The organism is Paenibacillus provencensis, assembly GCF_042678545.1.
GTDB lineage: Bacteria > Bacillota > Bacilli > Paenibacillales > Paenibacillaceae > Paenibacillus > Paenibacillus provencensis.
Genome location: NZ_JBHTKX010000010.1, coordinates 1 through 14,653, shown reverse-complemented (window position 1 = coordinate 14,653; position 14,653 = coordinate 1). Strand labels below are relative to the sequence as shown.

Annotated in this window: 13 protein-coding genes, 1 rRNA gene and 2 pseudogenes; 12 read left to right on the top strand and 4 right to left on the bottom strand. The window is 44.6% G+C overall.

The annotated features are described in order from the left end of the window. Positions 1–217: 217 nt before the first annotated feature. From ACFQ3J_RS25260 to ACFQ3J_RS25235, 6 genes are all read left to right on the top strand, one after another. Positions 218–526: a DUF3817 domain-containing protein gene (locus tag ACFQ3J_RS25260; protein WP_091161866.1), complete on the top strand. Its 309-nt coding sequence runs from the start codon at positions 218–220 to the stop codon at positions 524–526. Between the two features lie 1,102 nt (positions 527–1,628). Then, a complete protein-coding gene (pcp, locus tag ACFQ3J_RS25255; protein WP_251584710.1) occupies positions 1,629–2,276 on the top strand; it encodes a pyroglutamyl-peptidase I in 648 nt (215 codons plus the stop codon). A 162-nt stretch (positions 2,277–2,438) separates the two neighbouring features. Continuing rightward, on the top strand, positions 2,439–2,627 hold the full coding sequence (locus ACFQ3J_RS25250) for a hypothetical protein (RefSeq protein ID WP_251584712.1): 189 nt from the start codon (positions 2,439–2,441) through the stop codon (positions 2,625–2,627). Between the two features lie 63 nt (positions 2,628–2,690). Then, on the top strand, positions 2,691–4,355 hold the full coding sequence (locus tag ACFQ3J_RS25245; RefSeq protein ID WP_251584714.1) for a sensor histidine kinase: 1,665 nt from the start codon (positions 2,691–2,693) through the stop codon (positions 4,353–4,355). Further along, positions 4,352–5,080: a LytR/AlgR family response regulator transcription factor gene (locus ACFQ3J_RS25240; RefSeq protein WP_251584716.1), complete on the top strand. Its 729-nt coding sequence runs from the start codon at positions 4,352–4,354 to the stop codon at positions 5,078–5,080. The genes ACFQ3J_RS25245 and ACFQ3J_RS25240 overlap by 4 nt, the downstream gene beginning before the upstream one ends. A gap of 135 nt (positions 5,081–5,215) precedes the next feature. Beyond that, positions 5,216–6,469 carry an L-lactate MFS transporter gene (locus tag ACFQ3J_RS25235; RefSeq protein WP_251584718.1) on the top strand — a complete coding sequence of 418 codons (1,254 nt, stop codon included), beginning with the start codon at positions 5,216–5,218 and terminating at the stop codon, positions 6,467–6,469. A 25-nt stretch (positions 6,470–6,494) separates the two neighbouring features. Here ACFQ3J_RS25235 and ACFQ3J_RS25230 read toward each other — a convergent pair whose 3' ends face one another. From ACFQ3J_RS25230 to ACFQ3J_RS25215, 4 genes and pseudogenes are all read right to left on the bottom strand, one after another. Continuing rightward, a complete protein-coding gene (locus ACFQ3J_RS25230; protein WP_251584720.1) occupies positions 6,495–7,052 on the bottom strand; it encodes a hypothetical protein in 558 nt (185 codons plus the stop codon). Between the two features lie 30 nt (positions 7,053–7,082). Continuing rightward, a complete protein-coding gene (gene udk, locus ACFQ3J_RS25225; protein ID WP_091161859.1) occupies positions 7,083–7,724 on the bottom strand; it encodes a uridine kinase in 642 nt (213 codons plus the stop codon). 284 nt (positions 7,725–8,008) lie between these two features. Beyond that, positions 8,009–8,373: pseudogene (locus ACFQ3J_RS25220) on the bottom strand (beta-glucosidase); the annotation flags it as partial. Positions 8,374–8,443: 70 nt separating this feature from the next. Beyond that, positions 8,444–9,328, bottom strand: coding sequence for an NAD(P)-dependent oxidoreductase (locus ACFQ3J_RS25215; protein ID WP_091161858.1), 885 nt, complete (start codon positions 9,326–9,328; stop codon positions 8,444–8,446). 97 nt (positions 9,329–9,425) lie between these two features. On the opposite strand from ACFQ3J_RS25215, the gene ACFQ3J_RS25210 reads away from it, so the two are divergent. The 6 genes and pseudogenes from ACFQ3J_RS25210 to ACFQ3J_RS25185 form a co-directional block, all read left to right on the top strand. After that, the gene (locus ACFQ3J_RS25210) at positions 9,426–9,659 is read left to right on the top strand and encodes a nitroreductase family protein (protein WP_379294308.1); all 234 of its coding nucleotides are present in this window, start codon (positions 9,426–9,428) and stop codon (positions 9,657–9,659) included. A gap of 259 nt (positions 9,660–9,918) precedes the next feature. Then, positions 9,919–12,081, top strand: a pseudogene (locus ACFQ3J_RS25205) (alpha-amylase family glycosyl hydrolase); the annotation flags it as partial. A gap of 102 nt (positions 12,082–12,183) precedes the next feature. Further along, positions 12,184–12,312, top strand: coding sequence for a hypothetical protein (locus tag ACFQ3J_RS25200; RefSeq protein ID WP_379294278.1), 129 nt, complete (start codon positions 12,184–12,186; stop codon positions 12,310–12,312). A gap of 380 nt (positions 12,313–12,692) precedes the next feature. Further along, complete coding sequence (locus ACFQ3J_RS25195; protein ID WP_091161855.1) at positions 12,693–13,325, top strand: TetR/AcrR family transcriptional regulator; 633 nt, start codon at positions 12,693–12,695, stop codon at positions 13,323–13,325. A 4-nt stretch (positions 13,326–13,329) separates the two neighbouring features. After that, entirely contained in the window at positions 13,330–14,001 is a 672-nt protein-coding gene (locus tag ACFQ3J_RS25190) for an MBL fold metallo-hydrolase (RefSeq protein ID WP_091161854.1), read from the top strand. Between the two features lie 551 nt (positions 14,002–14,552). Continuing rightward, positions 14,553–14,653 (top strand): 16S ribosomal RNA (locus ACFQ3J_RS25185); the annotation flags it as partial.

The window sequence follows — 14,653 nt, the reverse complement described above, 5'->3', positions numbered from 1 at the left end:
TTGAAGCAGGCAGATTTTGTGTTGATTAGGATCTGCGGCAAGATTGCAACAGAATAATTCACCTAAATCACAAGGATCTGTTACGGAATTCCAACAAACGGACAAGTTCCATTGACCTTATCATTAGACCCGTTGTAAGATGTCCCTGAATGCTGAAGTGAGACGAGCTGATCGTGAGTCTGACCACAGCACATAGCAGGAGAGGATAGGTGTATCAATGACCAAATCGAGCAAGAACGCCATGCGTTTTTTCAGTGTCGTCGGAATGATCGAGGGGATTTCCTTCATTTTATTGCTTGCCATAGCCATGCCTTTGAAATATGCATTTGATATTCCAGCAGCAGTGACCATTGTCGGGGGAGCTCATGGATTTTTGTTTGTTCTCTATATCATTGCCATCGCAATCGCAGCGTTCCTCAACCGCTGGTCGATCAAGATGGTGCTCGCTGCACTCGTCGCCTCCATCATACCTTTCGGACCTTTTATTATCGATCGTAGAATCCGCAGAGGTGCAGCAACGGTCTAATCAGATATATTTAGTAGCACCGAATAGATAAGATAATGCTCAAACATAAGAAGTAAAACAGGATGATAAGGTAGCCGTTAAGCCGTCGAGGAAAACTCAACGGTTTTTTTCTGTGATTTTTGAAGGAAGGTGTATGTGCTCCATGTTAGTCAACCCTAATGATGATTTGGGTTAAGGTACAAGCTCAGTTTATATATAAATAGTTACATATTTGACTGCGCTAAACATGACTAACACGATTCTTGTCATTATTTCTCGGGAAATATGCTTTGTAGCTCGCCACCCATCTATTAATGGAGTAGAAAAATCACAGAATATGCAATAACATAGGAATAATTGATAGATAATTGGATGCATCATGAAGATGAGCTTATTACGAATACAGCATGTTCAAAAAACATCAGGCCCCTTGTTCTTATTCCCCATATTGATCTGGAAAAGTCGCTGCAAAATGACCGGGAGGGAATTACAATGAGTTTCAAGCGATCATTCAAAAGGAATGGAAAGATTCTCTGCGCAATCCGCAAATATTGCTGATGACTTACATTGCAGATAATGTTTGCTTCTTATTCAGCCGAATGGGAACAGAAGAATGTGCCGAAGAACAGAGCATGCTGCTTCTCAGCTTTCCAATCCTTATGTTGTCACCTGCTAGCACATCCGAGATTTTGATAGGGAAAAGCTTCCTGACCGCCGTGTTAATGCTGGTTGCCGTAGCCGCTTCTATTGCTTTATCTGAAGTGCGGAAATAAATTGGCTTGTGCTCATCATTCTAGTGGTGATTAACATGATTATGATCATTTCAATCGAAAACAGATCTGTTATACTATCTCTTCCAATATCACAGCGATTAGAATTAAGGCTAGTCCTATGTAAAATAAAATGGAGTGCAGCTTGTCTTTATTGGAGAAAAGTAAAGCTAATGATAACAGTAACAAGAAAATTCCGAACATTTCTAAACTTTCAGACAACAATAACAATGATGTTCACCTCTGCAAGTATTAGCTATAGAATTATAGATAATGACATGGATATTTTCATTAGGTAAATATAGGATATAGTAGAGAGCAGGCAAGGATTATAGCATATGGAGGCTTATCAGATGGATAAAAAGGTGCTGTTAACAGGATTCGATCCTTTTGGGGGAGAACAGATCAATCCTGCTCTAGAAGCTGTGAAGCGGCTAAATTGCAAGAAGACGAGCAACGTGAAATTGGTTGCCTATGAAATCCCGACCGTTTTTGCCAAGTCCATTCAGCATGTCATTTCTGCTATTGAACAAGAGCAACCCGATGTTGTCATCTGTATTGGACAGGCTGGCGGGCGGACACAGATTACGCCGGAGCGCATCGCCATTAATTTAGATGATGCTCGTATACCAGATAATGACCAGCAGCAGCCAATTGACGAGCCGGTCGTACAAAGTGGGCCGGCTGCGTATTTTTCTACGTTACCGATCAAAAAGATGGTGGAAGCGATGAGAGTAGCCGGCATTCCTTCAGCCGTGTCCAATACAGCAGGCACTTTTGTATGCAACCATTTGTTTTATGGATTAATGCATTATTTGCATTACCATTCACCACATGTTCGCGGAGGGTTCATCCATATCCCGTATCTTCCTGAGCAAACACTGAACTCCACAGCCCCGAGCTTAAGTCTTGATCTCATTGTAAAAGGTCTTGAAATTGCTGCGATCACGGCTGCAAATGCAGAAGTGGACATCAAGGCAGGTGGAGGAGAGCTTCATTAAATGAATGGAGCTGTTTCAATATAGACCGGAATCGTGCATACAAAAGCACGGTTCTTTTTCTTTTTATAGATCGGAATTAATGACATCATACCTTTCATTGTTTTAATGAGTTATGAAATTGATTCACAGAAAACTTTTTATCCTGATCCCAGGGTATTATATATGACTCACATACAGCAATCCGGTTATGAGTATCCTTTTGAAGTCATGTTCCTGCCGATTAAGGACGAGAATGGTGAAGTGCGCAAGCTGTCGGTTGATATCAAAGAGGCGACGGTATCCATTGAAACTTCCCTGGACAGTGTCCAGCAATCCATTAAAAGATGGAAGAAGAGATTGGAGGGGAATTAGACAAGATAAAAGCACCATGGCTATAATGAGAGCACGATTTATGGGATTGGGAGGTAACATATCATGCAGGATACTGTACTGATGCTGCTGCAGTTATTAGAGCGGGCTGCACTGCTGCTGATGTGCTTGTTCGTGCTAATCCGGGTTCCCCGGTTCAGGATCTTTTTTCAGAACGGGGACAAGACATGGAAGGAGCTTGCCATTGCCAGCCTGATCTTCAGCGGGTTTGCCTTGTTCGGCACATACAGCGGTATTAATGTCGAGGGCTCGCTCGTCAATGTGCGGATTATTGCTATTATGTCCGGCGGGATATTATTCGGTCCTTGGGTAGGACTCATTACTGGTGTCATCTCGGGTATACACCGTTTCTTGATCGATATCGGCGGTGTTACCTCTGTCCCTTGCTTGATTACAAGCATAACGGCAGGGGTCGTGTCAGGGTATATTTACAGGCTAAAGTCAGCAGAGCAGAGATGGAAAGCAGGTATCATCGCCGGTATGGCCTGCGAAGCTCTGACCATGATCCTCATACTAGTGATGGCCGAGCCAGCCTCTTTAGGTATAGAGATTGTTTCCCGAATTGCTTTTCCGATGATTCTAAGCCAGGTTAGTGTCGGTCTCATTGTGTTGCTGGTTCAAAGCGTAGAGGGGGAGAAGGAAGTCGTCGCGGCCAAACAGGCCAAGCTCTCACTTGATATTGCCAACAAGACGCTCCCCTATTTCCGGAGCATTAACCAGGAATCGCCGCATACGATCTGCCGGATTATTAAGGATGACATTGGTGCGGATGCGGTGGCGATTACGGATACGAAGCTGATTCTAGCCTATGTCGGAGTGGGTGAAGAGCATTACTTAGAACGCCATGAGATTATCAGTGAAGAGACGAAGAAGACAATCTCCAGCGGTCAAATTACGATTCGAAATAACGATACGGCTCATACCTATCCATACATCAAGTCGCTGATGATTATTCCACTTCAGGAAAAGGGAGAAGTGACAGGTGCGCTGAAAATATATTATGCCAAGGCTCATAAAATTACGGATTCGCTGCAAGCCCTTGCCATCGGTTTGTCGCAAATGATCTCGACCTTGATGGAGGTGTCCAGGGTGGAGGGAATGAAAGAGATGGCGAACAAGGCCGAGCTGAAGGCGCTGCAGACGAAGATCAATCCTCATTTTTTGTTCAATGCGCTGAACGCAATTGCTTCGTCTATACGAATCAATCCTGATAAGGCGAGAGAGCTGATCGTGAATTTGTCAGGATATATGCGCTATAATCTGGAGCTCACCGATAAAATGATTGATATTCACGCTGAGCTGCAGCAGGTTCAGCATTATATAGAGATTGAAAAAGCCCGCTTTGGTCACCGCCTGAACGTGGAGTACGATATCGATGAGGTACAAGTACGGATTCCAAGTCTAATCATTCAGCCGCTGGTTGAGAATGCAATTAATCATGGGATACTGAAAACAAAAGGACCCGGTACGGTAACGATTGCAGTGAAAGAGCACGAAGGAAGGGTGCGGATTACCATTGCGGATACAGGAGCAGGCATTCCGGAGGAGATCATTGAGAAGGTGCAGGAAGGCAATATGCCTGAGCATAACATCGGTCTGTATAACGTACATCAGCGTGTAAAGCTTATTTATGGAGAAGGTCTGCATATCCGGCGTTTGGTCCAGGGCACCGAAATATTTTTTGATGTAAAAAAGGAGAAACAGGCATGAAAGCAATCATTGTAGAAGATGAAGTTCTTGCCCGTCAGGAGCTGGCCTATCTGATTCGAACGCACAGCAGCATCGAGATTGAAGAGGAATTCGAGGATGGCCTTGATGCACTCAAATATTTGCAGAGCCATAAGGTGGATGTTCTGTTTCTAGATATTAATGTGCCTTCCATCGACGGTGTGCTGCTTGCCCAGAACATAAGCAAGTTCCAGGTGAAGCCTTATATCGTCTTCACTACGGCGTATAAAGAGCATGCGGCTGAGGCTTTTGAAATAGAAGCCTTTGATTATATTTTGAAGCCTTATAGTGAATCCCGCATATCCTCAATGCTGGCGAAGCTTGAAGGTGCCTACGGGCAGAGGCATATGCCTGTACAAGAAGTGCCGAAGCCGGCTATTCGTAAGGTTAATCTGTGGAAGAATGAAAAAATCATCGTTGTCGACAGTGACGATATTTACTATGCCTCTGCCCAGGAGAAAACTACGGAAGTGATGACCAGAGCAGAGACATACACCATGAGTGTCAGCATCAGCGAATTCCATTCCCGGCTGCCTGGGGAGTCTTTTTATCGCTGTCACCGCTCGTATATAGTAAATCTGTCTAAAATACGTGAAATCATCCCTTGGTTTAATCATACGTATCTGCTGAAATTAGCGGATCTTGATGTGGAGATTCCGGTCTGCCGCAGCAAAGTGAAGGAGTTCAAGCAGCTCATGCGCATATAAATGCAGTTTATTCTCCATTTGTGCTATCTCGTTCCTGAACACGTTAGAACTCACTGTGAAAGCGTTACAATAAAGTAGCGTAAGGGGCACTGCATCGTACGCTCAGAACAGAGAGAGAGAAAGAAGGAACGAGATATGAATTCAAAGAATAGCAACCGCTTTCTTATTGTGCTCGGTACCATTATTATGCAAATGGGTCTTGGGACCATCTATACATGGAGCTTGTTTAACGCTCCGCTTGTGACTAAATTCGGATGGGAGCTTAGCTCCGTATCGATTACCTTTTCCATTACAAGCTTTGCGCTTGCCTTCGCCACACTGTTTGCGGGTAAGATTCAAGAAAAAATGGGACTTAGAAAACTGACGGCAGTGTCCGGTATATTGCTCGGTATTGGGCTTATGCTCAGTTCTCAGGCAAGCTCACTTGCGGCCTTGTATGTGCTGGCAGGCGTTATTGTCGGCTTTGCCGACGGGACGGCATACATTACGTCTCTATCCAATTTGATCAAATGGTTCCCGAACCGGAAAGGTCTCATATCCGGGATTTCGGTCGGAGCATACGGTACAGGGAGCCTCGTGTTTAAATACATTAACGGCGGCTTGATTGAATCCGTTGGTGTGTCTCAGGCTTTTCTGTATTGGGGATTGATCGTCATGGCGATGATCCTAACCGGTTCACTGCTTGTCAGAGAAGCAAGCATCGTTCCTTCCTCCTCTGAGAGCGGCGAGAGAGAAGCGAAGCAGGCTGGAGGAGCTCTTCAAGGAGCGAAAGATTATACAACAGGTGAAATGCTGCGCACGAAACAAGCTTATCTATTGTTCATTGTATTCTTTACAGCGTGTATGAGCGGACTTTATCTGATCGGGATCGTCAAGGATATTGGTATGCAGCTGGCGCATTTGGATGCCGCAACGGCAGCCAATGCGGTTGCCATGATCGCCATATTCAACACGGCAGGACGACTGATTCTAGGTGCTCTGTCGGACAAAGTGAGCCGGATCAAGCTGGTAGGATGTACGCTTGCTGTTACGGCAGCCGCTGCGCTCGTGCTAAGTGCCGTGCCGCTGAACTACGGTTTGTTCTTTGCCTGCGTGGCTGCCATTGCTTTCTGCTTCGGAGGTAACATCACTGTATTTCCGGCCATTGTGAGCGACTTCTTCGGACTGAAGAATCATACGAAGAATTACGGTATTGTCTACCAGGGCTTTGGTATCGGGGCATTGTCCGGTTCGTTCATTGCTGCCATGCTCGGAGGCTTCAAGCCAACCTTTATCGTCATCGGTGCGCTATGTGTTGTAGCTGTGCTTATTGCATTGACGATTAAACCACCGTTCGCGGGAATAAAGGAAAAGGATGTTGCATTCAAAGCATACAAACGTACAGCCTAATCGTAATACAAAGCCTGAAGAACCTTTAGTTAAAAGGAACTTCAGGCTTTTTTTGTTTGTAGCGTCTGGCAGTAATCCAATTGACCGCTATGACGACAATATAACAAATTAGGGAAATTAGACAATATTCAAAGATAAGAGAGAGGTCTGTCAATTTCAGGTTGAATGTGAAACCGTGAATTGAGCTAAAAAATAACAGTAGAAGAAGAATACTCACCTGTTCTACCGTATAAAGCAAGGCAAGCAATGCTAAACCGCCAAGCCAAAAAATAGAGGTTAAAATAATGAAATCCCCGCTGCGGCGTCTCATGAATAGAGCATAGAGCATCCAGGTGGTCAGATAGAGCAGGGAGACAGCTGTAGACAAAATACTATGATCTTCATATATAGCCCAGAACAAGTTCATGGTACCGAAGAACAGGTTGATCATAAACATGATGAGCAGATGCATAGGGTACATTGCCCATTTTTCTGCTATTCGAATATGGCTCACTCCCTTGTATAAGTTCTTATTCTTATAGACACCTATTGACCGGTAAAGGTTACGTGGCAAATAAAAAAGGAGATCCTCACGCAGCGTCACGCTTGCAGGGTCTCCTTTTTTATATATGGATTATAGTCTTGTACCCGACCACTTTTTGTCGCCGGATAAATATTTCTCCGTCAGGATGGACAACAGCTGAATGCCAACTTCGTTATGCCCGCCTTCCGGAATGATGATATCGGCGTATCTCTTGGACGGTTCAATAAATGCTTCATGCATCGGCTTCACTGTAGCCAAGTACTGCTGGTTAATGGATTGGATCGTACGTCCACGTTCCTCGATATCACGAACGACACGGCGCAGAATACGCACATCGGGATCGGAATCGACAAATACTTTAATATCCAGCATTTCGCGGAGCTTCTCATCAGACAAGACATGCAATCCCTCAATCATCACGATGTTGTTAGAATGCAGCTCTACCGTCTCGGAAGAGGATCTGGCATGAATCGTAAAATCGTAGACTGGCGCATGGACCGTTTGTCCATCACGAAGTGCTGCGAGGTGCTCGATCAACAGCTCGTTGTCAAATGCGAAGGGATGATCGTAATTCGTCAGCTCCCGTTCGGACAGACTAAGGTGAGCCTGATCTTTATAGTAGTTGTCTTGAGATATAAAAGTCACTTTGCTCGACCCCAGCCGTTCAATAACGGAGCGAGCTACCGTAGTTTTACCTGAGCCGGTTCCTCCGGCAATACCAATAATGAGCATGTCGAATATATAAACCTCCCTAGAATAATTGCAGGAGCAACCTTAGTATTTTAGCACAGCATTCTTGATTTATCTATGACAAGGGAGAAGGGAAGAATTGTGAATAGAACGGTGTATCTCTAGACTTTGTATTATTGGAATTAAATATGAGCATCTGGGCCCTTTGAAAAAAATGCATCTAAATATTCGTAAACCGATCAATTCGCATTTGAATCTGTGAAAAAAATAACGCTGATGCGAGGGCAGCCCTCTTGCATCAGCGTTATTATGTTCTAGTCATTATTCAGACTCTTACCCTTGTATGACCGATTCCCATTATCGGTTGGATGACCTGCCAGACTGAGTTCACGTGCGTGTTCCGCTGTATATGTGCTGTACTGAAGACTGATCGAGCACGTATCCGTTGCCGCCTTGCAGTTCATCCTCCTTGCTGTAGCCGGTGCCTGATTTCGGTTTGCTGATAAATACGAGTCCAAAATCGGCTTCATCCGGTTGATCCGTGTTTTTATTTTTGAGCATGACGATTGATTTCAGCTGGGCTTTTATAGCCTTCACGCATATATTCAGCATTGCCTACAATTTCGGAGCTTACTTGTGGATCTAGGTAAGGATTCTCAAATAGATCCAGACGGAATATGTTCTTCAGCAGTCAGGTTTCTCTAAAAAGAACGAAGCCCCTCTTCAAGGATCGAGAGAGGAGCTTCAAGCAATGGTATAAGCTATTCTTCAATAAAATGCTTATAGATGACCTGTGTTCCCTTTTCATCGTAACCCAGCTTAGACAACTGCTCATACACGGATTCGGCAAGAGTAAGGCCTGGCGTCTTTAGACCCATCTCCTTCGCGGATTCAAGCGCAATACGCATGTCCTTAATAAAATGCTTCACGTAAAATCCAGGCTCGAAATTGCCTCCGATCATGCGAGGACCGAGGTTGCTTAGAGACCAGCTGCCGGCTGCACCGGTTTCAATGCTCTTCAGTACAGTCTCCGGATCAAGTCCTGAAGTCTTGGCGTAAGCCAGCGCTTCCGCTACCCCGATCATATTCGAAGCAATGGCGATCTGATTACACATCTTGGTGTGTTGTCCTGCACCGGCTGTGCCTTGGTGAACGATGTTGGTTCCCATCAGCTGAAACAGCGGGGTCATCGTCTCGAAATCAGCGGCATGTCCACCTACCATAATGGACAGCTTGGCATCTCTTGCGCCGATATCACCGCCCGATACGGGAGCATCCAGGGCATGAAGTCCTTTTGCAGCTGCCTCTTCATAAATCTTCTCGGCCAGTTGGGGACTGGATGTCGTCATATCAATCAGATAGGTTCCTGCAGCACTGTTCGCGATTATTCCATCCTCGCCAAGGTAAATTTCCTCCACATCTTGCGGGTAGCCTACCATCGTAATGATAACCTGACAGGCTGCGGCCAGACTTGCCGGAGTTTCGTGCCAGACGGCTCCTTGCTCCACGAGCTGCTGTGCTTTTTCCGCTGTCCGGGTGTACACATGAAGCTTGTAACCAGCCTGCTGAATATGTCCCGCCATACTCTTGCCCATTACGCCTGTACCAATGAATCCTACAGCTGTTTGTTCTGATGAAATCGTCATATGAAATGCTGCCTCCTTTGTATATTCTATTACCAAGTATACCAGCTTACTGAGATGGGAGCAGAAGTGATTAGCCAATCGTCGTTGATGGCGTTATATCATTAAAGCATATAATCCACCCTTTGCGGATAAGCCGGTACCACAAGATGTACTGTATACGGTGCTTGAGGCCGCACGCTGGGCGCCATCCTCAAACCATTTACAGCCATGGCGTTTCCATATTGCTCAGACAGAAGTAGAGCGCGAGCTGTTTAAGGAATTTTTCTCCCTGGCAGCCCCGGGACGAACAGGCCCCATCCTCTATTCATTCGGTACAAGCTTTATTCTCTAAGCATTTAAAGTATGGTTTGTTTTTCATATGAATGTATTTCTGTTATGCAAACGGTTGCATTTATAATAAATTAAATTTATATTGAAGATGATCATTTTGAATGGATTTGGGAAATACCTATTAGTTGAATCAATTTCATAATCACCGATTAATGAGTTATTAAATTGATTCAGTTGTTTGACAGCAGTCCAATTTTCAATTAGTCAGGTCGCTTTTTGGTTAATTTAATTTAGCAGCAAGATTATATAATGAACCGGAGGCTCAAGTTATGATCAAGGAAAATCAGTTGAACGTACATAAGACTAAGCTTTCCAAAGCTTCAGACACTCAAGTAGATTGGAAGCAATTCGATGAGCAGTATGCATACAGCGGTGATGACTTAGGTGCTCATTACCATAATGGTTCTGTAACGCTGAAACTATGGGCTCCCCTTGCCTCTGAAGTTAAGGTGAAACTATTCGATCCTGAAGATGATACGAAGATGGTCGGTCAATTCCTGCTCGTCCAGGGAGAACGCGGCATTTGGAGCCTGGTTCTAGGGCCGGATGATCTATCCGCAGATGACCTTCATGGCTATTTCTATCAATATGAAGTCACACACCAAGGTGTCACCAAAAAAGTGCTTGATCCCTATGCCAAATCCATGGCTCCATCACGGGTGGATACCAAAGGAGTTGCGGGTGAGGACGGCGATCTGATTGGCAAGGCGGCCATCGTAGATTTGGAACGAACCCGTGTCGTCAATTTGAGCTTTGCTTCTATTAAAGAGTACAACAAAAGAGAAGACGCCATCATATGGGAAATTCATGTACGGGATTTCACCTCCGACCCGGCAATCGAAGGAGAACTGACAGCAAGATGGGGGACTTATAAAGCCTTTGAGGACAAACTGGCGTATATTAAATCACTTGGAGTAACCCATGTTCAGCTGCTGCCTGTTATGGCCTGGTATTTAGGGAATGAGCTGCGGATGGGAGAAAGAGAGCTTCACTATTCTGCGCGGGGCAATGAATATAACTGGGGGTATGACCCGCATAATTATTTCTCGCCGGATGGGGCGTATTCCGAGAACCCTGCGGACCCCGAGCTTCGCATTAAGGAGCTGAAGTCGCTCATCCATGCCATTCATGAGGCCGGAATGGGTGTTATTCTCGATGTCGTATACACACATATGGCGCTCCCGGAGTTCCTCAATGATATTGTACCGGGTTATTATGCCTGGCAGAATGCCGAGGGAGAATTTATCGGAGGCTTTGGCAACAATCTGGCGACGGATCGGAAGATGGCAGAGAAGCTAATGGTGGATTCGGTCAAATACTGGTTCAGTGAATATAAAATCGACGGTCTGCGCTGGGACATGATGGGGGATGCAACGTATCCTGCCGTGCAAAAGGCATATGATGAAGCAGCAAAAATCAACCCTCAAGCGCTATTTATCGGCGAAGGTTGGCGTACCTTTGCTGGGGACGAATCCGATGCGGACTTGAAGGGGCTTGCTGCAGATCAGGACTGGATGGACAAGACAGACGATGTCGGTGTTTTCTCAGATGAAATCCGCAATGAGCTGAAGTCAGGCTTTGGCAACGAGGGAGAACCCCGCTTTCTGACGGGCGGGCCAAGAGACATCGAGCTTATTTTTAGAAACATTAAAGCACAACCCTCTAATATTCCGGCAGACAGTCCTGGGGATGTTGTTCAATATATTGAAGCCCATGACAATTTAACGCTTTATGATGTGATTGCGATCTCAACAGATAAGGATCCTGAGGTTCCTGAGGACGATCTGGAGATTCATCAGCGGATTCGTCTGGGACATGTGCTTGTGCTCACATCTCAGGGAACGGTATTCCTGCATGCAGGACAGGAGTATGGAAGAACGAAGCAGTGGAAGACCGATGGCGTACCCGAGCATAAATTTCACGAGTTTGCGTCAACCGGGGATAAGATCCACTATTATGTCAACGACTCTCATGACTCTACGGATGCGGTCAATATGTTCGAATGGGCAAAAGTCACAGACGAAGAGCAATACCCTGTGAATATCGAGACCCGCAAGCATCTTCAAGGGCTAATAGAACTTAGAAAAGCTTCGGATGCATTCCGGTTAGACAGCATGGAGCTGATTGATCGTAATGTGACAAGAATAAATACACCAGATATCCAAAAAACAGATCTTGTCATTGCATACAGCTGTTTATCAAGTGATGAGAGCGAATGCTATCATGTGTTTGTGAATGCCGACAAGAAAGCAAGGAAACTAAGATTGCAACAGGACTTTACTCCATGTGAGGTTATTGTAGACCAAACACGTGCAGGAATTAGCCGGTTGGACCAACCGACAGGATTGAAGCTCACTGCGGATGCGATTATTTTAGAGCCGCTGACGGCTATTGTCTTGAAGGAGACGAAGAGACAGCCATAGATGAAGATAAATAGATGAATGGACAAATAGAGATATAGAGGAATATTCGAGAGGATCTCGTAATACTAACCCATACATTCTTTTAAAAAGGGGATTATTACGTTGGATGATCCTACGTCTGAATCAGTCCGCTTGAACTTTGGGAAATACGAGATTCCGGCTGATCTGAAACTGCTTCTATCTATAGAAGAAGATTTCCGTTCACTTCATTCATTCACAAAGCTTGGATAAGGCTCCTATCATCTGCATCAGCCCTATGGATTTTGGAGACACCAATATCTGCACAGTAAGGGATATGAAGATGAAGCACTCGGAGTGAAAGTCGCTATTCAGGACTATGAACCAACGGACAGTTCATTATGGACCTATTTAATAATAGGTTCGATGAAGTGTGAAGACTAAGGGAATGTAAGAATCAATATCTAATGGATCCGAGCAGGTTAAGAACCTGGCTCGGTTTTTTATTGGTATTAAGGTTGTTACTTATACAAAGTGCTCTAAAACAAAAAGTTGGCTTTTATATGGAATTAAATAGTTGACAACAATATAACCATCGGTTACATTATAACCAGAGGTTACAAACCAGTGGTTACCAACGGGAGGAGCGTTTGATGGCGGGGAATAAGCAGGAGATTCGTTCTGAAGAAACGAAGAGGGCAATTTTGACGATGGCAGCAGAACTTTTTTCGAAACGTGGCTTTGATATGGTGTCCATGAGAGAGATTGCAAGAGCAGCAGGCTGCTCCCATACAACAATCTATATTTATTTCAAAGATAAAGAAGCGCTGCTTCATGAATTATCCGTACCTCCTCTGGAGCGTTTGAAGTCGAGTATGCGTCAGGCGCTTGAAGATACAGGCATGGGCTCCACAGATAGGCTTATCGAGGTAAGCTGGCGCTTTATTTTATTCTGTTTGCAGCACCGCAATATGCACACGATATTTTTTGGGGCCAATACAGAGAGAGTAGATATAGAGCCGGAGCTTCCGCTCAATAAACTGCGTAATGAACTTTTTAATCTGTTTAAGAGAGGTCTTGGAGATATTTACGAGTTAGAAGAAGAGAGTGAGACATTATTGTCCTTCTCCCGCATCTACTTTTACATGCTGCACGGAATTGTAGGAACATATCATCTATCCAGCGAAACAGCTGAGGAGTTATCAGCGAGACTATTACCTACATTTAAGGAATCATTTGAAGTAGTATTGCTGGGTTTTACCGAGAAGTTAAAATCAAGGAGGTAATTCAATGAAAATAGAGCGGGTATCCGAGCATATCTGGGCGTTGAAGACGTGGATGCTGATTCCGGTGCGTGTATGGATTGTAGCAGAAGAGGATGGTGTTACCCTCGTGGACGCTGGAGTGGGATCGATGGCAAAAGGAATAATGAAGTTCATAGAGCAGCTGGAAGCAGGACCGATTAAACAGATTGTACTAACCCATGGGCATTCCGATCATGTTGGCTCGGTGACTTCGATTTTGAAACAGTATAAGGTTCCAGTTTATGTGCATCCCATTGAGATTCCTTATATGGAAGGAGACAGGGCTTACCCTCGTCGTAAAAAAGCAGCGGCCTCGCTGCCTAAGCAAATCGTAACTCCTCTTGCAGTGAATCAGGACGGCAGGATTGAGAGTTTAGGATCGTTGAGTTGTTACTTTACACCCGGACATTCTCCAGGACACGTCGCTTATTATCATGAGAAGGATGGAGTTCTGCTGGCAGGCGACCTATTTACATCTAAGAACGGCAGGCTTAATCGTCCGATGCCGATGTTTACAGCAGATATGCAGGAAGCCGTACGAAGCAGTCGTATCATCCAAGAGTTGAAGCCACGCAGAGTAGAGGTATGTCACGGCAAACCCGTCTATGATGCGGCAGATCATCTGGATGAGTATGTAAGGATGATGGGCTCCTCGTAAATATATTAGTATGCATGCTAAAAAGTGGCCTGTCGTGATCGACAGGTTTTTGTTTATCTACAGATGATTATCAAGTTCATAAACGTTTAATGGAGTAAAGAAAGTTTTATATATTTTTTTCAAAAAAAGTGTTGCATAATTTTTATGAGCATGGTATATTCTAATTCCGGCCAAGAAATAAGCCGTTCAAACAAGAACACAGCAAGTAAGCTTCGATCAGAAGTTAAAAAAACTTTTAAAAAAAGCTTGCATTTCGAAACCGGACATGATATGATATAAAAGTTGCTGACGACGAGAGTTGAAAAGCAACGAAGTTGATCTTTGAAAACTGAACAACGAGTGAGTAAAGAATTTCGATTCTTCGAAATTCTAAACGCGAGGTTATGGTGCATGTCGTCAGACTGTATGATAACCGAGCAAAATAAAGAGAACATAATGTTCTCGTCAGTTTTTCTAAATGAGCATATCGCTCTTTTCAATATTCGTTAAGAATCATCCGCTCTTACGAGATGGACCGAATCTTAACGGGTCGATGTTGCTGGACAACATCTTTATTGGAGAGTTTGATCCTGGCTCAGGACGAACGCTGGCGGCGTGCCTAATACATGCAAGTCGAGCGGAGTCGATGAGGAGCTTGCTTCTCTGAGACTTA